The sequence below is a fragment of the Neobacillus cucumis genome, from assembly GCF_016908975.1.
GTDB lineage: Bacteria > Bacillota > Bacilli > Bacillales > Cytobacillaceae > Neobacillus > Neobacillus cucumis.
Genome location: NZ_JAFBEX010000003.1, coordinates 229323 through 250102, shown reverse-complemented (window position 1 = coordinate 250102; position 20780 = coordinate 229323). Strand labels below are relative to the sequence as shown.

Annotated in this window: 22 protein-coding genes and 1 other annotated feature; of the genes, 21 read left to right on the top strand and 1 reads right to left on the bottom strand. The window is 38.1% G+C overall.

The window, feature by feature from the left end:
* The first annotated feature begins 10 nt into the window (after positions 1-10).
* From dnaK to mtaB, 5 genes are all read left to right on the top strand, one after another.
* Complete coding sequence (gene dnaK, locus JOC76_RS05505; RefSeq protein ID WP_205176578.1) at positions 11-1837, top strand: molecular chaperone DnaK; 1827 nt, start codon at positions 11-13, stop codon at positions 1835-1837.
* 259 nt (positions 1838-2096) lie between these two features.
* Complete coding sequence (dnaJ, locus tag JOC76_RS05500) at positions 2097-3233, top strand: molecular chaperone DnaJ (protein WP_205176577.1); 1137 nt, start codon at positions 2097-2099, stop codon at positions 3231-3233.
* A 17-nt stretch (positions 3234-3250) separates the two neighbouring features.
* The gene (prmA, locus tag JOC76_RS05495) at positions 3251-4192 is read left to right on the top strand and encodes a 50S ribosomal protein L11 methyltransferase (RefSeq protein WP_205176576.1); all 942 of its coding nucleotides are present in this window, start codon (positions 3251-3253) and stop codon (positions 4190-4192) included.
* Between the two features lie 97 nt (positions 4193-4289).
* Positions 4290-5039 carry a 16S rRNA (uracil(1498)-N(3))-methyltransferase gene (locus JOC76_RS05490; protein ID WP_205176575.1) on the top strand — a complete coding sequence of 250 codons (750 nt, stop codon included), beginning with the start codon at positions 4290-4292 and terminating at the stop codon, positions 5037-5039.
* Between the two features lie 6 nt (positions 5040-5045).
* Complete coding sequence (mtaB, locus tag JOC76_RS05485) at positions 5046-6419, top strand: tRNA (N(6)-L-threonylcarbamoyladenosine(37)-C(2))-methylthiotransferase MtaB (RefSeq protein ID WP_205176574.1); 1374 nt, start codon at positions 5046-5048, stop codon at positions 6417-6419.
* Positions 6420-6637: 218 nt separating this feature from the next.
* Here mtaB and JOC76_RS05480 read toward each other — a convergent pair whose 3' ends face one another.
* The gene (locus JOC76_RS05480) at positions 6638-7579 is read right to left on the bottom strand and encodes a Na/Pi symporter (protein ID WP_205176573.1); all 942 of its coding nucleotides are present in this window, start codon (positions 7577-7579) and stop codon (positions 6638-6640) included.
* Positions 7580-7762: 183 nt separating this feature from the next.
* Here JOC76_RS05480 and rpsU point away from each other — a divergent pair, with 183 nt between their 5' ends.
* The 16 genes from rpsU (at position 7763) to JOC76_RS05400 (ending at position 20715) form a co-directional block, all read left to right on the top strand.
* Positions 7763-7936 (top strand): 30S ribosomal protein S21, encoded by a 174-nt coding sequence (gene rpsU / locus JOC76_RS05475; RefSeq protein WP_007087607.1) that lies wholly within the window; start codon positions 7763-7765, stop codon positions 7934-7936.
* A gap of 15 nt (positions 7937-7951) precedes the next feature.
* Complete coding sequence (locus JOC76_RS05470; protein ID WP_205176572.1) at positions 7952-8398, top strand: GatB/YqeY domain-containing protein; 447 nt, start codon at positions 7952-7954, stop codon at positions 8396-8398.
* A gap of 124 nt (positions 8399-8522) precedes the next feature.
* Positions 8523-9158, top strand: coding sequence for an NfeD family protein (locus tag JOC76_RS29870; protein WP_205176571.1), 636 nt, complete (start codon positions 8523-8525; stop codon positions 9156-9158).
* A gap of 21 nt (positions 9159-9179) precedes the next feature.
* Positions 9180-10175 carry a flotillin-like protein FloA gene (floA, locus tag JOC76_RS05460; protein ID WP_205176570.1) on the top strand — a complete coding sequence of 332 codons (996 nt, stop codon included), beginning with the start codon at positions 9180-9182 and terminating at the stop codon, positions 10173-10175.
* A gap of 33 nt (positions 10176-10208) precedes the next feature.
* The gene (locus JOC76_RS05455) at positions 10209-10649 is read left to right on the top strand and encodes a YqfB family membrane protein (protein ID WP_205176569.1); all 441 of its coding nucleotides are present in this window, start codon (positions 10209-10211) and stop codon (positions 10647-10649) included.
* 77 nt (positions 10650-10726) lie between these two features.
* Positions 10727-11029 carry a sporulation protein YqfC gene (yqfC, locus tag JOC76_RS05450; protein WP_205176568.1) on the top strand — a complete coding sequence of 101 codons (303 nt, stop codon included), beginning with the start codon at positions 10727-10729 and terminating at the stop codon, positions 11027-11029.
* Entirely contained in the window at positions 11026-12219 is a 1194-nt protein-coding gene (gene yqfD, locus JOC76_RS05445) for a sporulation protein YqfD (protein ID WP_205176567.1), read from the top strand. Before yqfC ends, yqfD begins: the two co-directional genes overlap by 4 nt.
* A complete protein-coding gene (locus tag JOC76_RS05440; protein ID WP_205176566.1) occupies positions 12216-13184 on the top strand; it encodes a PhoH family protein in 969 nt (322 codons plus the stop codon). The genes yqfD and JOC76_RS05440 overlap by 4 nt, the downstream gene beginning before the upstream one ends.
* A gap of 179 nt (positions 13185-13363) precedes the next feature.
* The gene (locus JOC76_RS05435; RefSeq protein ID WP_205176565.1) at positions 13364-15553 is read left to right on the top strand and encodes an HD family phosphohydrolase; all 2190 of its coding nucleotides are present in this window, start codon (positions 13364-13366) and stop codon (positions 15551-15553) included.
* Positions 15537-16007, top strand: coding sequence for an rRNA maturation RNase YbeY (gene ybeY, locus JOC76_RS05430; protein WP_205176564.1), 471 nt, complete (start codon positions 15537-15539; stop codon positions 16005-16007). The genes JOC76_RS05435 and ybeY overlap by 17 nt, the downstream gene beginning before the upstream one ends.
* On the top strand, positions 15991-16374 hold the full coding sequence (locus JOC76_RS05425; RefSeq protein WP_205176563.1) for a diacylglycerol kinase family protein: 384 nt from the start codon (positions 15991-15993) through the stop codon (positions 16372-16374). Before ybeY ends, JOC76_RS05425 begins: the two co-directional genes overlap by 17 nt.
* A 207-nt stretch (positions 16375-16581) precedes the next feature.
* On the top strand, positions 16582-16965 hold the full coding sequence (cdd, locus tag JOC76_RS05420; RefSeq protein ID WP_205176701.1) for a cytidine deaminase: 384 nt from the start codon (positions 16582-16584) through the stop codon (positions 16963-16965).
* Positions 16955-17875, top strand: coding sequence for a GTPase Era (gene era / locus JOC76_RS05415; protein ID WP_205176562.1), 921 nt, complete (start codon positions 16955-16957; stop codon positions 17873-17875). Before cdd ends, era begins: the two co-directional genes overlap by 11 nt.
* A 158-nt stretch (positions 17876-18033) precedes the next feature.
* Positions 18034-18177: a YqzL family protein gene (locus tag JOC76_RS05410; RefSeq protein WP_098529956.1), complete on the top strand. Its 144-nt coding sequence runs from the start codon at positions 18034-18036 to the stop codon at positions 18175-18177.
* 36 nt (positions 18178-18213) lie between these two features.
* Positions 18214-18966 (top strand): DNA repair protein RecO, encoded by a 753-nt coding sequence (gene recO, locus JOC76_RS05405; RefSeq protein WP_205176561.1) that lies wholly within the window; start codon positions 18214-18216, stop codon positions 18964-18966.
* A 49-nt stretch (positions 18967-19015) separates the two neighbouring features.
* Positions 19016-19200: a binding site (T-box leader), on the top strand.
* 132 nt (positions 19201-19332) lie between these two features.
* Positions 19333-20715 (top strand): glycine--tRNA ligase, encoded by a 1383-nt coding sequence (locus JOC76_RS05400; RefSeq protein ID WP_205176560.1) that lies wholly within the window; start codon positions 19333-19335, stop codon positions 20713-20715.
* The last annotated feature ends 65 nt before the right edge of the window (positions 20716-20780 follow it).

Here is a 20780-nt window from a genome sequence, read left to right as displayed (position 1 = left end):
GGAAAAGGCAATGAGTAAAATAATTGGTATTGACCTTGGAACAACAAACTCATGTGTATCCGTACTAGAAGGCGGAGAACCAAAAGTAATTCCAAATCCAGAAGGAAATCGTACAACTCCATCTGTTATTGCATTTAAAAACGGGGAGCGCCAAGTAGGGGAAGTGGCTAAGCGCCAAGCAATCACAAACCCAAATACAATCATTTCCATTAAGCGTCATATGGGTACAAATTACAAAGTGGATATTGAAGGAAAAGATTACACTCCACAAGAGCTTTCAGCTATCATTCTTCAATATTTGAAATCATATGCTGAAGATTACTTGGGTGAGCCAGTAACAAAGGCAGTTATTACTGTACCAGCTTACTTCAACGATGCAGAGCGTCAAGCAACGAAGGATGCCGGTCGTATTGCAGGTCTTGAAGTGGAACGTATTATCAACGAGCCAACTGCAGCTGCGCTAGCTTATGGATTAGATAAGACTGACCAAGATCAAACCATCTTAGTCTATGACCTTGGCGGTGGTACATTTGACGTTTCAATTCTTGAATTAGGTGACGGTGTATTCGAAGTTAAAGCAACTGCTGGAGATAATCGTCTTGGTGGAGACGACTTTGACCAAGTTATTATCGATTATTTAGTTGAGCAATTTAAAAAGGAAAATGGCATTGATCTTTCTCAAGATAAAATGGCTTTACAACGCTTGAAAGATGCAGCTGAAAAGGCGAAGAAAGATTTATCTGGTGTTAGCACAACGCAAATTTCTTTACCATTTATCACTGCGGGTGCAGCTGGACCGCTTCACCTTGAGGTATCAATGACAAGAGCAAAATTTGATGAGATTTCAGCTCATCTTGTTGAACGTACAATGGGTCCAGTTCGCCAAGCATTAAGTGATGCAGGTTTAACCCCATCACAAATTGATAAAGTAATCCTTGTTGGTGGTTCTACTAGAATTCCAGCTGTTCAGGAAGCTATTAAGAAAGCAACTAATCAAGAGCCACACCGTGGTGTAAACCCAGATGAAGTAGTAGCAATGGGTGCAGCGATTCAAGGTGGAGTCATCACTGGAGATGTGAAAGATGTTGTACTACTAGACGTTACTCCTTTATCACTTGGTATTGAAACAATGGGCGGAGTGTTTACGAAGTTAATCGACCGCAACACTACTATCCCTACATCAAAATCACAAGTATTCTCAACTGCTGCTGATAGCCAAACAGCTGTTGACATTCATGTTTTACAAGGTGAACGCCCAATGGCGGCTAACAACAAAACATTAGGTCGCTTCCAATTAACGGATATTCCACCAGCACCACGTGGAATTCCACAAATTGAAGTTACCTTCGATATTGATAAGAACGGTATTGTTAACGTTCGTGCAAAAGATCTTGGCACGAATAAAGAGCAACAAATTACGATTAAGTCTTCCACAGGTCTTTCTGATGAAGAAATTCAAAAAATGGTTAGAGAAGCCGAAGAAAATGCTGAAGCGGACAAACAACGCAAAGAAGAAGTTGAACTTCGCAATGAGGCAGACCAGCTAGTCTTTACAGCGGAAAAAACGTTAAAAGACTTGGAAGGTAAGGTAGATGCTGCAGAAGTTGCTAAAGCAAACGATGCTAAAGATGCCTTAAAACAAGCTATTGAGAAAAACGACCTAAATGAAATTCGTGCGGCAAAAGATGCTTTACAAGAAGTTGTTCAAGCATTAACAGTTAAGCTTTACGAACAAGCAGCACAAGCACAACAAGGTGCCCAAGATCCAGGCGCTGCAGGTCCTAAAGATGACAATGTCGTCGATGCAGAGTTCGAAGAAGTTAAAGACGATAAATAAAAAAGCGGAAGCGCCCGTTTAGCGGTGTATGTGCTGGAGTTCCTCGACTGAGATAAAGGAAACACGGTGAACGATAGTGACCGATGTTGACTTATCATTGGGAGAAGAGCGAAGGCCACTAGCCGCTGGACAGTTATAAAAGTTTTTTATTCTTACAAAAAAGTCAAAGTCAAAGTTACAGGCTTTGGCTTTTTTATTGCAATACCCTTCTAATTGGTGTTAGAATAATCTTTATGTGACAGATTCGGGAGTGGTAATCATGAGTAAACGGGATTACTATGAAGTGCTTGGTGTTAGTAAAAGTGCTTCTAAGGATGAAATAAAAAAGGCATATCGTAAGCTTTCCAAACAATATCATCCAGATATTAATAAAGAGCCTGATGCGGCTGATAAATTTAAAGAAATTGCGGAAGCTTATGAAGTATTAAGTGATGACCAAAAGAAGGCCCAGTATGACCAATTCGGACATACCGATCCAAACCAAGGTTTCGGAGGTTTTGGCGGTAGTGATTTTGGCGGCGGCTTCGGAGGTTTTGAAGATATTTTTAACACCTTCTTTGGCGGCGGTGGCGGTTCAAGAAGGCGTGATCCAAATGCACCAAGACAAGGTGCAGATTTGCAATACACGATGACAGTGTCTTTTGAAGAAGCGGCGTTTGGGAAAGAAACAGATATTGAAATTCCAAGAGAAGAAACATGTGATACCTGTCATGGATCAGGTGCCAAACCTGGAACCCATCCTGAAACGTGTCAGCACTGTCATGGCACAGGACAGTTAAATGTTGAACAAAATACTCCATTTGGCAGAGTATTGAATCGTCGGACATGTCATTATTGTAATGGCACAGGGAAAGAGATTAAAGATAAATGTGCAACCTGCGGCGGAAAAGGAAAAGTTCAAAATCGCAAAAAAATTCATGTCAAAATTCCTGCCGGAATTGATGATGGACAGCAACTTCGGATGTCTGGTCAGGGTGAAGCTGGAACAAACGGCGGTCCGTCTGGAGATCTTTACGTAGTATTCCATGTACGTTCACATGAGTTTTTTGAACGAGATGGCGATGATATCTACTGTGAAATGCCAATTACATTTGTTCAAGCTGCCTTAGGGGATGAAATTGAGGTTCCAGCCTTAAAAGGCAAGGTGAAACTTAAAATCCCTGCTGGTACTCAAACAGGTAAAAAGTTCCGTCTAAAAGGAAAAGGTATTCCAAACGTACGTGGTTACGGTGTTGGAGATCAGTATATAATAGTCCGCATTATTACTCCAACGAAGCTTACAGATAAACAAAAGCATCTACTCAAAGAATTTGCGGAACTTAGTGGTACTTCACCAATAGGTGAACATGAAGAAAGTTTTTTCTCAAAAGTTAAAAGAGCTTTTAAAAGCGAGTAAGGATGGAGTTGGTAGAAATGAAGTGGTCAGAAATTAGTATCCACACAACAAACGAGGCGATCGAACCTATTTCTAATATATTGCATGAAGCCGGGGCAAGCGGTGTAGTGATTGAGGATCCATTTGATTTGACAAAAGAAAGGGAAGATCAATTCGGAGAAATCTACCAACTAAATCCAGATGATTATCCTGAAGAAGGAGTCATTATAAAAGCTTACTTACCTGTCAACAGTTTTCTTGGTGAAACGGTTGATGCTATTAAAGAATCCATTAACGATTTAATTCTTCATGATATTGATTTGGGCATGAATCAGGTAACCATTAGCGAAGTGAATGAAGAAGAATGGGCCACAGCCTGGAAAAAATATTATAATCCAGTGAAAATATCTGAAAAATTCACGATTGTGCCAACATGGGAGATATACGAACCTGTAAGCAGTGATGAATTAATTATTGAATTAGATCCTGGGATGGCCTTTGGTACGGGAACACATCCAACCACCGTTATGTGTATTCAAGCTTTAGAAAGAACTGTCCGACCTGGTGACCGTGTGATTGATGTCGGGACAGGCTCAGGAGTGCTAAGTATTGCAGCCGGTATGCTTGGTGCTGAAGATGTTAGGGCCTATGACCTTGATGAAGTTGCCGTAGCATCTGCCAAGCTTAATATTAAGCTAAATAAGGTAAATGATAAGGTTACGGTTGAGCAGAACAATCTTTTAGATGGAGTAGACGAACGGTCTGCTGATGTTATTGTGGCGAACATTTTAGCAGAAGTTATTTTGCGGTTCACAGATGATGTTGCGCGTGTGGTAAAACCAGGTGGTTCTTTTATTGCTTCAGGAATTATTCAACCTAAAAAAGACCTAGTTAAAGAAGCCTTAGTGGATTCAGGATTTGAAATCCTTGAAACCATTTTAATGGAAGATTGGGTTGCGATTATTGCTAAAAGGAAATAATGGTTAAAAAAAGGGGTGGTCAGAACCCCTTTTTATTTTCCTTAACTTCTTTATTGGAGAAAAATAAAGAGTAAAATGTTTAGAAGAGGTGCAATGTATGCAACGCTACTTTGTTTCACAAAAAGCAAATGATGCTACCTTTTTCATTGGTGAAGAGGACCGCCATCATATTGTAAAAGTTATGCGGATGCAAGTCGGTGATCAAATTATTTGCGTTGACCCAGGGGGGAAACAGGCCGTTTGCAGGATTTCAGAAATTACCAATTCAAGTGTCGTTGCAGACGTTGTACAATGGATAGATGAGAGTCCCGAACTTCCGATCTCTATAACTATTGCAAGCGGGTTACCTAAAGGGGACAAGTTGGAATGGATTATTCAAAAAGGAACGGAATTAGGTGCACATCAGTTCCTGCCCTTTTCTGCTGCCCGTTCCGTTGTAAAATGGGACGAAAAAAAAGCAGCCAAAAAAATAGAACGATGGCAAAAGATTGCGAAAGAAGCTGCGGAACAATCCCATCGTACAATTTTACCTGCTATTATCAATCCAATGACTTTTAAAGATTTACTGAAAAAAAGCCAAGACTTTGACTATAAATTAGCAGCATATGAGGAAGAAAGCAGACAAGGGGAGACATCAGTCCTTTCTTCAACGTTAAACAGCATGAAAGAAGGCGAAACCCTTCTGATTGTTTTTGGACCGGAAGGCGGGTTAGCAGAGGAAGAAGTCCAGCAATTAAAAGATGTTGGGTTTGGACTTTGTGGCTTAGGACCGCGTATTTTAAGGACGGAAACTGCCCCATTGTATTCACTTGCGGCTATTTCCTATCATTTTGAACTATTGAGGTGAGATTAAATGGCATCAGTTGCGTTTCATACACTTGGGTGTAAAGTAAATCATTATGAAACAGAAGCCATTTGGCAGTTGTTTAAACAAGAAAACTATGAGCGTGTTGATTTTGAATCAATTGCCGATGTTTATATTATTAATACATGTACCGTAACCAATACGGGAGATAAAAAAAGCCGTCAAGTCATTCGGCGAGCTGTTAGGAAAAATCCAGATGCTGTTATTTGTGTAACTGGGTGCTATGCCCAAACTTCTCCTGCAGAAATTATGGCCATTCCTGGCGTTGATATTGTGGTAGGAACACAGGACCGTGTGAAAATGCTGGACTATATTGAACAATTTAAGAATGAACGCGAGCCGATTAATGGTGTAGGAAACATCATGAAAAATCGAGTTTATGAAGAACTTGATGTTCCAGCCTTTACCGATCGTACACGTGCCTCACTAAAAATTCAAGAAGGCTGCAATAATTTCTGTACCTTCTGTATCATTCCTTGGGCACGCGGGCTTATGAGATCTCGTGATCCAAAAGAAGTTATTCATCAAGCCCAGCAGCTAGTGGATGCCGGTTACAAAGAAATTGTTTTAACTGGTATTCATACCGGCGGTTATGGTGAGGACATGAAAGATTATAATCTTGCTGCACTTCTTCGTGATTTAGAGGCAAGTGTTAAAGGTTTAGAAAGATTGAGAATCTCATCCATTGAGGCAAGTCAAATAACAGATGAAGTCATTGAAGTGATTAAACATTCAAATATTATTGTCCGACATCTGCACATTCCGCTTCAATCTGGTTCCAATACAGTCTTAAAACGGATGCGCCGAAAATATACAATGGAATTCTTTGCAGAACGATTGGACCGACTCAAGGAAGTACTTCCAGGACTTGCGGTTACTTCCGATGTTATTGTCGGCTTCCCTGGCGAGACGGAAGAAGAGTTTGTGGAAACCTATGATTTTATTAAAGAACATAAATTCTCTGAACTCCATGTATTCCCTTATTCTAAACGGACTGGTACACCTGCCGCGAGAATGGAGGACCAAGTAGATGAGGAAGTCAAAAATGGGCGTGTACACCGCTTGATTTCACTTTCTGATCAACTTGCTAAGGAATATGCTTCTCTATTTGAAGGGGAAGTATTAGAGGTTATTCCAGAAGAGGAATACAAGGACGAAGCTAATTCTGGACTGTATGTTGGATACTCAGATAATTATTTAAAAGTAGTATTTCCAGCAACCGAAGAGATGATTGGAAAAATTGTCAAAGTCAAGATAACTAAAGCGGGTTATCCATATAATGAAGGACAATTTGTCAAAGTTGTCGAGGACGCTTCTTCGTTAAAAGAAGTAATCTTTAATCAGGCAGAAGCAGCGATTTAATAAGAAAAGCGCAAGCGCCTTGATCAGCCCCGACAAGCTTAAGACGCTCTCAAAAGGAAGGCGCTTTTTGCCTTCCTTTTGGGAGTGACTTAAGACCTCGAGGGGCTAGGCGCTGGAGCTGGACAATTCTCGAAGTCAAATTTTATACTTTCTTATAATTTAAAAAAAGGACCTAACTGGTCCTTTTTTTATTGGATTATAAAAAATAACAGAGATTTTTAGGAAACCGGCTTTTTGGGTGGACGGTCGTGAAAAAAAAGAATCATTTCACCAAATTGAGTTGCAAATGGTAGGACTATTAATGAGGTTGCAACATTAAAAATGACGCTTATATGTGCTAGTTGAATATCTTTTTCACTGGCGAGCAGTGAAGCATGGTTTGATAAAATTGGAATCAATGGGATAAATAATAATACTCCAAATACATTAAGCCAAACATGAGTAAAGGCTGCTAATCTAGATTCTTTACCGCCTCCAATTGATGCAATGACAGCTGTTATACATGTCCCTATGTTAGCTCCTAAGACAATCGCAATACCCGCATCCAGCTGAAGTAAACCGGCAGTTAAAAACCCCATTGCAATGCCTGTCATGGCCGTACTGGACTGGATTATGGCAGTGATAACCGTCCCTGTCAGCAGACTTAAAGGAACATTGTCATTAATCGATAAAATAAATTTGTTGATAATCGGCAGACCCGTAAGCGGAGTTGCTAATAATTCAAAACCTTTCATCGCAGTGAAGACAGAAGCGATCCCAAATAGCAGCATCCCGATACTTCTCGCCTTTTTATTCTTGAATAGGATTAGCAGTGCACCACTTACAGCTAAAGGAACCAGGATTCTGTCAATATCAAATGTAATTAGTTCTGTTTTAAAAGTTGTCCCAATATTAGTACCGAGAATAATTCCAATCGATTGTGGAAAGGTCATAATTCTCGCTGAAATTAACCCAATTGTAATTACCATTACAGCCGAGCTGCTTTGTAAAAGGGCGGTGATAAAAGTTCCGGTTAACATCCCTTTTAACGGTGTTTTGGTTAGTTTAATTAACCATGTTTTTAATTTATTGGCAGATAAATTAAATAACCCAAACCTTATAATCATCATCCCAAAGACAAATATTAATATACAAAGTATGAATAATAATATGTACAGCATCCTACCTGCCCCCTCCGTTCATTCTATGGCTTTATTTGGAGGGACATGCTAATTTTTTAGACAGGGAAAACAAGTTTCAGATAAAAAATGAAATTAAGTTGACCTTGTTTCAAGGTTATATTATAATTGCAAGGTACATGGATTGAATGTAAGTGTGTTGTGTTTCGGAGGGAGGGAAAGAGAATGTCTAAAACCGTCGTTCGTAAAAACGAATCGCTTGAAGATGCTCTTCGTCGCTTCAAACGTACAGTATCAAAAACTGGTACTTTGCAAGAGGCAAGAAAGCGCGAATTTTATGAAAAACCAAGTGTAAAACGTAAGAAAAAGTCTGAAGCAGCAAGAAAACGTAAGTTTTAAGAGAGGGTGTAATACATGAGTCTTCTCGAGCGTTTAAACAATGATATGAAACAAGCGATGAAAAACAAGGAAAAAGACAAACTCTCAGTGATTCGGATGGTAAAAGCTTCTTTACAAAATGAAGCGATTAAGCTCGGTACACAAGAGCTTTCCGAAGATGCAGAGTTAACGGTCCTTTCTCGCGAAGTAAAACAACGCAAAGACTCCCTCCATGAATTTGATAAGGCTGGTCGTGAAGACCTAGTTGATAAATTGCGTACAGAACTTGAGAATCTTGAACTGTATTTACCGAAACAGCTTTCTGAAGAGGAGCTGTCAGAGATTGTTAAAGAAACAATCGCTGAAGTCGGCGCAACATCAAAAGCGGATATGGGAAAAGTGATGGCTGCCATTATGCCTAAAGTAAAAGGTAAAGCAGATGGCTCACTCGTAAATAAATTTGTACAACAACACCTTTCATAAGTATTCTGACATAAAGACTGCAGGTTCTAATACCTACAGTCTTTTTACATATTATGAAACCTTTTTAAGGCTTAAAACGTAAAACATATAGTCAGAAAGAACTGAATAGAAAGGGGGGGCTTATGTGGTTGAATTTCTAACAAACCCAGTTGTAGTAACTGTTCTTTTAACCATTGCAGGAGTCGGAATAGTCATAGAGCTTTTTTCAGCTAAAATCGGGATTGCCGGATTTATAGGGGTCTTTGCACTGATAATATTCTTTTATGTTCACTTTCAAGCAGGACTTGCAGGGTATGGAACGATTATTCTATTTGTTGCAGGAATTCTGCTTATTTTCTTGGAATTCTTTTTACCTGGTGCTATTGCAGGTACCCTTGGTGTGGCAGCTTTAATTTTAAGTCTTTTTTTAGCTGGTCAAAATGCTTTACAAATTGGAGTTTCTATTTTAATTGCGATTGCTGTCTCTATTTTTGTATTCTTTTTGATGATTAAGACATTTGGTAAGAAACTAGTTTTATTTAATAAGATGGTACTATCCGAAACTGCTAGAAAAGAGGACGGATATGTTTCAAATATTAACCGAACTGACCTTCTTGGGATGGAAGGCCGCACTTTAACCATCTTACGTCCCGCAGGTACCATTATTATTAACAATGAACGTGTTGATGCAGTTAGTGAAGGTGGATTCATTGGAAAAAATGCAGAAGTGAAAGTGATAAAGGTTGAAGGGGCCCGTATTGTTGTTAGAGAAATACAATAAATGTTAGGAGGGAACTAATCAATGATAAATGTTTCAGGAGGAGCTATTTTTATTATTGTTGTTGTAATCATTGCCCTTATATTTTTAGGGATTTTATTATCCTTTGTGCCAGTCATGCTGTGGATTTCGGCATTAGCTGCAGGAGTTCGGATTAGTATTTTTACGTTAGTTGGAATGAGGCTTAGACGTGTAACTCCTAGCAAGGTTGTAAATCCCCTTATTAAAGCCCATAAAGCAGGTTTAAATGTCACAACCAATCAGCTTGAAAGTCACTATCTTGCCGGAGGAAATGTTGATCGTGTTGTCAATGCGTTAATTGCAGCACATAGAGCCAATATCGAGTTATCATTTGAACGCTGTGCTGCAATTGATCTTGCAGGCCGGGATGTTTTAGAGGCAGTGCAAATGAGTGTAAACCCAAAGGTAATTGAAACACCATTTATAGCAGGGGTTGCGATGAATGGGATAGAAGTTAAAGCAAAAGCCAGAATTACCGTTCGTGCCAATATTGAGCGTCTTGTCGGAGGTGCCGGGGAAGAAACCGTTGTAGCCCGGGTCGGTGAAGGTGTGGTTTCCACCATTGGTTCGTCAGATAGTCACAGTAAAGTTCTTGAAAATCCTGATTTAATCTCGCAAACTGTTTTGTCAAAGGGCCTTGATGCCGGTACTGCCTTTGAGATCCTTTCGATCGATATTGCGGATGTCGACATCGGTAAAAATATAGGCGCGGAATTGCAGACTGAGCAAGCTGAAGCAGATAAGAAAATTGCTCAGGCGAAAGCAGAAGAGCGCCGGGCCATGGCTGTTGCTCAAGAGCAGGAAATGAAGGCAAAAGTACAAGAAATGAGAGCAAAAGTGGTGGAAGCAGAAGCAGAAGTACCACTTGCAATGGCGCAAGCGCTTAAATCAGGTAATATTGGTGTGATGGACTATATGAATTTTAAAAATATTTCCGCTGATACTGATATGAGAGGGTCCATTGGAAAAATGACAGGTGATAAAAAGAATGAGCAATAAAACCCACTTTGTCAAAAAAGGAGGGTGAAAGGTTTGGAATCCATTTTATTAATGATTGTTATAGGAGTCATCTCAATAATTTTTCGCAAATCAAAAAATAATCAACGTCCATTAAAAGGAAAACCTACCAGCCAGCGCCTGGGAGATATTCAAACAATGATTAAAGAAATGACTGACAATATTTCCAAAGACACAATAGCAAGAAAAACAGAAAAGAAGCAAGCCCCACTGCAAAGTGACCAAACTAAGCTTGAAGCAGAATACCTGCAAGTAAGACAAGAGTCTGAGGCTAGTAGACTGGGAATGTCAGCGGCACGAAAACATATTGAAAATATAAATAGCAATGAAGAAATCAATCTTCCTACTACAGAGGATTCGGATCAAAGGGCAGTTTTGAATGGAATAATTTGGTCGGAAATACTTAGCGAACCACGTTCAAAAAAGCCTTATACATTTAAAGGACGCTCCAATTGAATTGAAAACGACTAGAAAAAGGTGTGCTAGAACCCCCTTTCATCTCATAAATATGAGATGAAAGGGGGTTCTTTTTTATGGCAAAAAAATGGGGCCAACGGGTTCGAAATTGGATGGCTAATAAAATGGATCTTCCTCAAGATGTCATAATGGATCTGCCTCGAATTACCATGATTGGACAAATCCATATTTATGTGGAAAATCACCGCGGGCTGCTGGCATTTACAGATAAGGAACTCCGATTACTGTTAAAACAAGGACAATTACTTATTAAAGGCAAGGGATTTGTCATAAAGACCATCTTACCTGAAGAAATTTTATTGGAAGGAAAGATCGATCAGGTCATTTATATAAATGATAATGCGGGAGGAACAAAATGAAGAACCAGTGGATTGAATTTCTATATGGAAGAGTTACAGTAAGAGTTACTGGTAAAGGTCTTGAGCGGTTTATTAATGTTTTAATTAGAAATGGTTTACATATTTGGAACGTAAAGCGGCATGGAACTGAAACGATAACATTCAAAATGCGGGTCCAAGATGCCCTTAAAATCAGAAGGTTTGCTAGAAAAAGTGGATGCAATATTTCTTTTTTACAGCGAACCGGCATTCCATTTTTACTAAAAAGATTGTTGAAAAACAGCGGCTTTATGATTGGGGCCGCAGCCTTTATATTTATTATTTTTCTATTGTCTAATATGATTTGGGGAATTCAAATAAAAGGGGCTAAACCAGCGACGGAATATCAAATTCGTAAAGAATTGGACAAGATGGGGGTAAAAATCGGCAATATACAATTCTTTGTGAAAAATGTTGAGGGTATTCAAAGACAATTAACCAATAACATTGGGGCGTTAACGTGGGTTGGTGTGGAGTTAAAGGGGACAACCTACCACCTACAAGTAGTTGAAAAAAACGAGCCGAAAAAACCTGAGATTTTATCACCACAAAACCTAATCGCGAAGAAAAAGGCGATAATATATAAAATGTTTATAGAAAATGGTCAAAAGATGGTTGATATTCATGATCATGTTGAAAAAGGGCAATTACTTGTTTCAGGTGCATTTGGTCAAGAAGACAAACCAGAACTTACAGCAGCAAAAGGTGAAGTTTGGGGAGAAACATGGTACAAAAGCCATGTAGAGCTTCCGTTAGTAAGTAAATTTAACGTATATAATGGCAAGGAAGAGCAAAAACATTCTCTTGTTTTTGGGAAATTAGAGGTACCTATCTGGGGATTCGGAAAACCTAAATTCAAACATTATGAGATAGAACAAAATGTTCATAAAGTACGATTTTTAAAATGGGAGCTGCCTATTTCATATATTAATAAGACTATTCGTGAAAAGGAAGTGTACGAACGGACCTATACGACGAGTGAAGCAGAAAAGTTAGCATTGGAACTTGCAAAAAAACAAATAAAAAGCAGTTTAGATGAAGATGCTATGATAAAAGATGAAAAAATTTTACACAAGGCAATGGAAAATGGTAAAGTTATACTAGACATCCATTTTAAGATAATTGAAAACATTGCAGTCGGACAACCGATAACCAAGGAGACTCCTGAATGACAGAAAAATTGACAACGATTAATGTACAGCTAGAAAATCCGGCAGAAGCCATTACTCTGCTTGGGAATTCTGATCAAAACCTAAAAATCATTGAAGAAGAGCTAGGGGTATCAATTATAACCAGAGGAGAGTCTGTAAGCCTTTCTGGTGATGAAGAAATGGCCCATATGGCTGGAGAAATCTTAGATAAATTAATTTTTGTGATTCGAAAGGGCATAAATATTAGCCAACGGGACGTTCTGTATGCCATTCAAATGGCACAAAAAGGTACCCTAGACTATTTTGTCAATTTATATGAGGAAGAAATAGGAAAGAATGTTAAAGGGAAATCAATCAGAATTAAGACATTGGGACAAAGGCAGTATGTGACAGCTATCAAGAAAAAGGACTTGGTCTTTGGAATTGGACCTGCTGGAACGGGTAAAACGTATCTTGCTGTAGTAATGGCCGTGAACGCTCTTAAATCTGGACAAGTAAACAGAATCATTTTAACGAGACCCGCGGTAGAAGCGGGTGAAAGTCTAGGTTTCCTGCCAGGCGATTTAAAAGAAAAGGTTGACCCTTATTTAAGACCCCTTTATGATGCGCTAAATGATGTTTTAGGGGCAGAGCATACCCAAAGATTAATTGAACGGGGAACGATTGAAATTGCCCCCCTAGCGTATATGAGAGGGCGAACATTGGATGATGCTTTTGTCATCTTAGATGAAGCGCAAAATACTACACATGCACAAATGAAAATGTTCTTAACGCGGTTGGGTTTTGGTTCAAAAATGGTCATTACGGGTGACCAGACACAAGTTGATTTACCAAAAGGTGCGAAATCTGGCTTGATTGTTGCAGAGGAAATACTGCAGAATGTAAACGGAATTTCATTCATCTTCTTAGAACAAAGTGATGTTGTTCGTCATCCCCTTGTTGGCAGAATTATTGAAGCCTATGAAAAGAAGGGAAATCAACATTAAACAAATGGGGGTAAACCTTGTCGGTTTATCCCTTTTTTTCATTATTGACATTTTGTTCTATTTAGGATGAAACTTTCCTGAAAAACTGATATGATTTTACATAAAGTGCATTTTATGGTCGTATTATGTTATTCTAATGCTAAACACAAGATGGATGGGCCGTGGCTGGAGGGATATTGTTGGATACACTACAGCAGCAATTCATACGGATACGAAAATTACTTGATATTACTTTTTTTCGAATTTTGTTTTTTATTGTTCTAGGGCTTATGTTGATTGGATCGTTGTACAGTAACGTAAAACCCGAAAAACTGAAGTTAAGTTTATTTTCAGTTGCAGAAAATACCATTCGGTCTCCCGCAACCGTAGAGGATAAGGAAAGTACTGCAAATAAACGTAAAGATGCTATTAATCAGGTTCAGCCTGTATATTCTTTGAAAAATGAATATGCACAAAACCGGGTTGATTTAATTACGTCTATTTTTCAAGCGGCTATTCAGGTTAATGATGATATTCAAGATGATATCAAAAAGCAGGAAGAAGCAGCTAATGAGAACAGTACAACCAGAGGTGAACCGAGTGATGATGATAAAGAGTCGATGCTAAAAGCTAAATTAACATCTAGTGTATCGAAAGATCTTTCCAATCAAGTCTTCTCTGCTCTGATTCATGCTGATAATGACGAGCTTTCTATCGCTAAGGATTTAACCGTTACGGCAATCAATAATGTGATGACCAATCGAATCTCTGCTGATGAAGTGGAAAATGCTAAAAAAAGGGTAGAGGAAGAATTAAAGTATACCACCTTAAATGATCAATTAAGATTAGCTGCAATTGAATTGGGCAGATATGCGGTCATCCAAAATGAGTTTTATGACTCTAATGCAACAGAAGAACTTAGACAACAGGCAGCAGAAAATGTCGAGCCAGTAAAAATTCTTCAAGGACAAATTATTGCTGAAGAAGGAGAATTAATTAATCAAGATATTTATCGCCAATTAAAGCTGGTAGGACTCATTAATAATCAGTATTCCTATAAACCTTTAATCGGTTTAGTAGTGTTAATTACCATAATCCTCTCGGCTATTTATTACTATTTTTATCAAATGAAGTGGTTCCCAGAAAAAAGGCAGACCTATCTATTGATATATGGGATAATTTTCCTTATATCTATTATGATTATGAAAATTATTAGTTTACTGCAAATATTTAATTTTGAGGGTATCGGCTATATTTTTCCAGCCGCTATGAGCTGTATGTTAATAAAATTACTGATTGATGAAAAATTGGCGATATACAATTGCCTATTTATGGCTGTCTTCGGAAGTATTTTGTTCAACGAAGGAATTACTGGTACACTTAATTATTCTGTAGGAATCTATATCCTTTTTAGCGGGATTGCAGCCATTCTTTTCTTGAACAATCAACAACGCCGTTCAAAAATTTTACAAGCTGGCAGTTTTTCGACCATAGTAAATGTGTTAACCATTGCGGCGTTAATACTTCTGCCCAATGGTCAGTATTCTGGAATCGAGTACGGTTATTATTTCATAACCGCACTTGTCTCAGGAATCAGCTCAGTTGTGTTGACAATTGGATTATTGCCTTTCTTTGAAGCTAGCTTTGGAATACTTTCGACCATTAGGTTGATTGAACTATCCAATCCAAACCACCCGCTCCTAAGAAAGATTTTAATGGAAGCTCCAGGTACCTATCACCATAGCATAATGGTTGCCAATTTAGCGGAGTCAGCCTGTGAAGCAATCGGAGCAAACGGGCTTTTGGCTAGAGTCGGAAGCTATTATCATGATATTGGTAAAACCAAACGGCCGAACTTTTTTATTGAAAATCAGTTGCATCATGATAACCCACATGACAAGCTGCCGCCTGATAAAAGTGCAACTATTATTATTTCTCACGTAATTGATGGGGCTGCTATTTTAAAGAACTACCATATGCCTAAAGAAATTATTGATATTGCCGAACAGCATCATGGAACCACATTTTTAAAATTCTTTTATCATAAAGCATTGCAGAGTGAGTCAGATATTAAAGAAAACGACTTTCGTTATCCTGGCCCTAAAGCTCAAACAAAAGAGTCAGCTATTGTTGGCATTGCGGACAGTGTTGAAGCCGCTGTACGCTCCTTAACAAAACCAACACCGGAATTAATTGAATCACTCGTAAAAAAAATCGTGGCAGAGCGCTTAGAGGATGGGCAATTAAACGAATGTGATATTACGATGAAAGAAATCGAAGCTGTTTCCCATACATTATGTGAGACGGTTAAGGGAATATTTCATTCTAGAATCGAATATCCAGAATTAACAAAGACAAAGCAGGTGGAGAAGCATGACATTGCTTATTGATAGTGTGGATGAAACCAATGAATTGACAGAGCAGCAAATGCTAAATATTGAGCGATTGGTTCATTTTGCTGCCAAAAAACAACAAATCGAAGAACATAGTGAGGTTTCTATTACGTTTGTGTCGAATCAAAGAATTCAGGAGATTAACCGAGATTATCGTGATAAAGACGCCCCAACGGATGTCATTTCTTTTGCTATGGAAGAGTTGGGAGAGGGAGAGGTAGAATTATCAGGAATGGACATGCCGCGCGTCTTAGGTGATATTATTATTTCTATTCCAAGAGCCAAGGAGCAAGCAGAGGATTATGGACATTCTTTTGAGCGAGAGCTTGGGTTTTTAGCGGTACATGGATTCCTTCATCTATTAGGTTATGATCACATGACAGAGGAAGACGAGAAGGAAATGTTCACTTTGCAAAAGGAAATTTTAAACGAATATGGACTCACACGATAAAGGCAAACGATTCTCCATATTAAAATCATTTTCTTTTGCTGTAATCGGTATCCTCACCGCTATTAAAAATGAAAGAAATATGCGTTTCCATTTTATCAGTTCCCTTCTTGTATTATTTTTTTCGTTCTTTTTTTCCATATCCAAAATGGAGTGGATCATCGTTCTTTTTTTGATTGGGGGAATGTTTGCCCTTGAACTTATCAATTCGGCAATTGAACGAGTTGTTGATTTAGTAACAACAGAATACCATCCTCTTGCTAAACAGGCCAAGGACATGGCTGCAGGAGCAGTTTTTGTTTATGCTGTTTTATCAGTGATTGTAGGTTTAGTAATTTTCTTGCCTTATGTTTTGAAGCAATTTTCTTGATTTGAAAAGCAATTATTTTTTAGGTAAAATAACAAAAATAATTTGTTTTTTAAAGTAAGTTACGTTATGAGAAAATTCAAACTTTTTTAAATTTTATATTACTTTTTCGCTACAAGTAATGATTTTCTCTAAAATTTGAGGTAAAATAAAGAAACAGCAGGATTTCTGCTGGAAGGGAAGACGTTTTTAGTGAGCATCGAACAATTAATGGAAGAAGCAAAAATTGCAAGGGAAAAAGCATATGTACCTTACTCAAAGTTTAAAGTAGGGGCAGCTCTACTTACAACAAATGGTAAAGTATATCATGGCTGCAATATTGAAAATGCCGCCTATAGTATGTGTAATTGTGCTGAACGTACTGCCCTTTTTAAAGCTTATTCAGAAGGTGACCGGGATTTTCAAATGATGGCCGTTGTGGCTGAAACTGACCGACCTTGTTCCCCTTGCGGTGCATGCAGACAAGTAATATCTGAACTATGCCCAAGTGACATGAAAATAATATTGACAAACCTTAAAGGCGACGTACAAGAATTAACAGTAGCTGAGTTACTGCCAGGTGCCTTTTCTTCGGAGGATTTACATGCAAAATAGAGAGAATGAAAACGGATACAAGTCAGGTTTTATTTCAATTATTGGTCGTCCAAATGTAGGGAAATCGACTTTCCTTAATCGAGTAATTGGGCAAAAAATTGCGATTATGAGTGATAAGCCCCAAACGACTAGAAACAAGGTTCAAGGTGTATTATCCCTAAATGACGCTCAAATGATTTTTATTGATACACCAGGTATCCATAAGCCAAAACATAAATTAGGCGATTTTATGATGAAGGTAGCACAAAATACGCTAAAAGAAGTGGATTTAGTTTTATTTATGGTAAATGCCGAAGAAGGATTTGGACGTGGGGAAGAATTTATTCTTGAAAAATTTCAAACAGTAAATACCCCTATCTTTCTTGTAATAAATAAAATTGACCAAATACATCCTGATGAATTACTTCCCATTATTGATTCCTATAAAGAAAAATATGACTTTAAAGAAATTGTTCCCATTTCTGCTTTAGAAGGTAACAATGTGGAACGATTATTGGACCAAATCAAAGCATTTTTACCAGAAGGACCGCAATATTATCCCGCTGACCAAGTCACCGATCATCCGGAACGGTTTATTATCACAGAGTTAATTAGGGAAAAAGCACTTCACTTAACGAGGGAGGAAATTCCCCATTCTCTAGCGGTTGTTCTAGATAAAATGGAACGGCAGCCAAATAAAGATGTCATTCATGTCATGGCTACAGTTATTGTAGAGAGAGACTCACAAAAAGGTATTATAATTGGAAAGCAAGGGAGCATGCTAAAAGAAATTGGCAAGCGCGCCCGGGTCGATATTGAAAATCTACTTGGTTCAAAAGTATTTTTGGAGCTTTGGGTTAAGGTTCAAAAAGATTGGCGTAATAAAATGTCCCAGCTACGTGATTATGGCTTCAATGAAGATGAATATTAATCTAAACGATATTTAAAATATTAACTTTGATACAAGATTATGCATGGACAACATTAACAATTATTTCGTCTTATATTTTGGCAAAGGCAGGCTATGATAATTATAAGGTTTGGGATTTAACATTAGGCTAGTCTAAATAATGAAAGGTGGGGTTTTCGATGATGGATTTTACGTGGAAAGTATTCCTCCAAACAGGTAATATTGACACATATCTTCTCTTTAAGGAGCTTGAGAAGGAAAACCAAGAAATACCCGGAAATCAGAATGAAGATCTAGCACAAATTGATTTTCCCGTTTCATAAGTTTGTTTTCGCTCGTATGTTAGAAGGTGGCAAGAAATGCTTCAAAAATATGAAGGCATTGTCATTAGAACTACAGATTATGGTGAGACCAATAAAATAGTAACAATATATACGAGGGAAGGTGGTAAGATTGGCGTAATGGCTCGGGGAGCTAAAAAGCCAAACAGCCGCCTTTCCTCTATTTCTCAGCTGTTTACACATGGATACTTTCTTTTACAAAAAGGTTCAGGGCTTGGAAGCCTTCAGCAGGGAGAGATTATTACTTCCTTACGCTCGATTGGGGAAGACATCTTTTTAACGGCCTATGCCAGTTATATTGTTGAACTTACAGATAAATGTACGGAAGATAAAAAGCCAAATCCATTTCATTTTGAATTGCTCTATCAAACGCTTAATTATATGAATGAAGGCTTTGATCCCGATATTCTCATGAATATATACGAAATGAAGATGTTAAATGTCATGGGATTATATCCGATTCTCGACCGATGTTCGGTTTGTGGCAGTACAGACGGACGTTTTTCATTTTCGATTAGAGAAGGCGGATTTATCTGTCATCGTTGCTTAGAAAAAGATCCATATCACTTTCCATTATTACCAGCAACTGTTAAATTATTACGGCTATTTTATTATTTTGATCTATCAAGGTTAGGAAATATTTCAGTTAAAAATGAAACAAAGGCTGAACTGAAAAAAATTATTTCTGCTTACTATGATGAGTATTCAGGTTTACATCTTAAATCTAAAAAATTTCTTGATTCGATGGATCATTTTCGTAATCTGTTATAATTGCCTTGTTGACAATGTTAGAAGTTTTCGTTACTATTTCTATAATAAAATATTTGCGTTGACGGAAAGTAGTAATTAGTCATCCTCTATAAAAGCGAACCTAGGGTGGTGTAAGCTAGGGTATAGAGCACTAATGAAGGCATTCCTGAGCAATCGTGTTGAAGAAACACATTTAAGGAGGCTGCATTTTAAGCAGCAAATAGGGTGGAACCGCGGGTAACTCTCGTCCCTATGCTTTTCACAAGCATAGGAACGGGAGTTTTTTTATGTCCACTACACTGCCACATATTTTAGAACATTGTTGATTGGAGCGGAAATCAACCCAAGTTTAACACAAACTTTAATTTAATTAAGGAGCGAGAAAAAATGAGTGTAACAATGGATCAAATCGTTTCACATGCAAAACACAGAGGATTTATATTCCCTGGTTCAGAGATTTACGGAGGATTGGCAAACACTTGGGATTACGGTCCATTAGGTGTTGAATTTAAAAACAATATCAAACAGGCTTGGTGGAAAAAATTCGTTCAAGAGTCTCCCTATAATGTCGGCTTAGATGCCAGCATTCTCATGAACCCAAGAACTTGGGAAGCCTCAGGTCATATTGGTAATTTTAATGACCCAATGATTGACTGCAAAAACTGTAAGGCACGTCATCGTGCGGACAAATTAATTGAAAATGCCCTAGACGAAAAAGGAATCGAATTGGTTGTTGATGGACTTCCATTTGAGAAAATGGAAGAATTGATTAAGGAACATAACATTGCTTGTCCGGACTGTGGCAGCCATGATTTTACTGGAATCCGCCAGTTCAATTTGATGTTTAAAACTTTCCAAGGCGTAACAGAATCAAGTACAAATGAAATTTTTCTTCGTCCGGAAACGGCTCAGGGTATTTTTGTTAACTTTAAAAATGTACAACGGACGATGCGTAAAAAATTACCTTTTGGGATTGCCCAAATTGGTAAAAGCTTCCGTAATGAAATTACCCCTGGTAATTTTACATTCCGAACTAGAGAATTTGAACAAATGGAGCTAGAATTTTTCTGCAAACCTGGTGAGGAACTAAAATGGTTTGATTATTGGAAACAATTTGCTGAAAATTGGTTATTATCTTTAGGTCTTACGAAAGAAAATATCAGACTTCGTGACCATTCAGAGGATGAGCTTTCACATTATAGTAATGCGACTACAGATTTTGAATTTAAATTCCCATTTGGTTGGGGCGAATTATGGGGAGTTGCTTCAAGAACGGATTATGATTTGAAGCAGCATATGGATTTCTCCGGTGAAGACTTCCATTACTTGGATCCAGAATCAAATGAAAGGTATGTACCATATTGTATTGAACCGTCACTTGGTGCTGACAGGGTTACCCTTGCATTTTTAATTGATGCCTATGATGAAGAGCAGCTTGAGGATGGTACATCTAGAACTGTTATGCATTTCCATCCGGCTTTAGCACCGTATAAAGCAGCAGTTCTGCCATTATCGAAAAAACTTTCAGAAGAGGCAAGAGAGGTGTTTGCTGAACTTTCCAAACACTTTACGGTTGATTATGACGAAGCTGGTTCAATCGGAAAACGTTACCGTCGTCATGATGAAATTGGGACCCCATTCTGCATTACTTATGACTTTGATTCAAAAGAAGATAACATGGTGACCGTTCGTGACAGGGATACAATGGAACAAACCCGTCTGCCAATTTCACAATTAGTAAGCTTTTTACAAGAGAAGATGGTTTTTTAATAAAAGAAGGTGCGGTTATCCGCACCTTTTAATATGATAAGAAAGATAAATTTCGACTTCGAGAA

Bases quoted from the DNA above. Each gene is read 5' to 3' on its own strand.
- JOC76_RS05480 (WP_205176573.1), bottom strand. From the start codon at position 7,579: ATGCTGTACATATTATTATTCATACTTTGTATATTAATATTTGTCTTT.
- cdd (WP_205176701.1), top strand. From the start codon at position 16,582: ATGGAAGAAGCAAAAATTGCAAGGGAAAAAGCATATGTACCTTACTCA.
- JOC76_RS05490 (WP_205176575.1), top strand. From the start codon at position 4,290: ATGCAACGCTACTTTGTTTCACAAAAAGCAAATGATGCTACCTTTTTC.
- rpsU (WP_007087607.1), top strand. From the start codon at position 7,763: ATGTCTAAAACCGTCGTTCGTAAAAACGAATCGCTTGAAGATGCTCTT.
- dnaK (WP_205176578.1), top strand. From the start codon at position 11: ATGAGTAAAATAATTGGTATTGACCTTGGAACAACAAACTCATGTGTA.
- mtaB (WP_205176574.1), top strand. From the start codon at position 5,046: ATGGCATCAGTTGCGTTTCATACACTTGGGTGTAAAGTAAATCATTAT.
- floA (WP_205176570.1), top strand. From the start codon at position 9,180: ATGATAAATGTTTCAGGAGGAGCTATTTTTATTATTGTTGTTGTAATC.
- yqfD (WP_205176567.1), top strand. From the start codon at position 11,026: ATGAAGAACCAGTGGATTGAATTTCTATATGGAAGAGTTACAGTAAGA.
- prmA (WP_205176576.1), top strand. From the start codon at position 3,251: ATGAAGTGGTCAGAAATTAGTATCCACACAACAAACGAGGCGATCGAA.
- recO (WP_205176561.1), top strand. From the start codon at position 18,214: ATGCTTCAAAAATATGAAGGCATTGTCATTAGAACTACAGATTATGGT.
- era (WP_205176562.1), top strand. From the start codon at position 16,955: ATGCAAAATAGAGAGAATGAAAACGGATACAAGTCAGGTTTTATTTCA.
- yqfC (WP_205176568.1), top strand. From the start codon at position 10,727: ATGGCAAAAAAATGGGGCCAACGGGTTCGAAATTGGATGGCTAATAAA.
- JOC76_RS05440 (WP_205176566.1), top strand. From the start codon at position 12,216: ATGACAGAAAAATTGACAACGATTAATGTACAGCTAGAAAATCCGGCA.
- ybeY (WP_205176564.1), top strand. From the start codon at position 15,537: ATGACATTGCTTATTGATAGTGTGGATGAAACCAATGAATTGACAGAG.
- JOC76_RS05410 (WP_098529956.1), top strand. From the start codon at position 18,034: ATGATGGATTTTACGTGGAAAGTATTCCTCCAAACAGGTAATATTGAC.
- dnaJ (WP_205176577.1), top strand. From the start codon at position 2,097: ATGAGTAAACGGGATTACTATGAAGTGCTTGGTGTTAGTAAAAGTGCT.
- JOC76_RS05425 (WP_205176563.1), top strand. From the start codon at position 15,991: ATGGACTCACACGATAAAGGCAAACGATTCTCCATATTAAAATCATTT.
- JOC76_RS05400 (WP_205176560.1), top strand. From the start codon at position 19,333: ATGAGTGTAACAATGGATCAAATCGTTTCACATGCAAAACACAGAGGA.
- JOC76_RS05470 (WP_205176572.1), top strand. From the start codon at position 7,952: ATGAGTCTTCTCGAGCGTTTAAACAATGATATGAAACAAGCGATGAAA.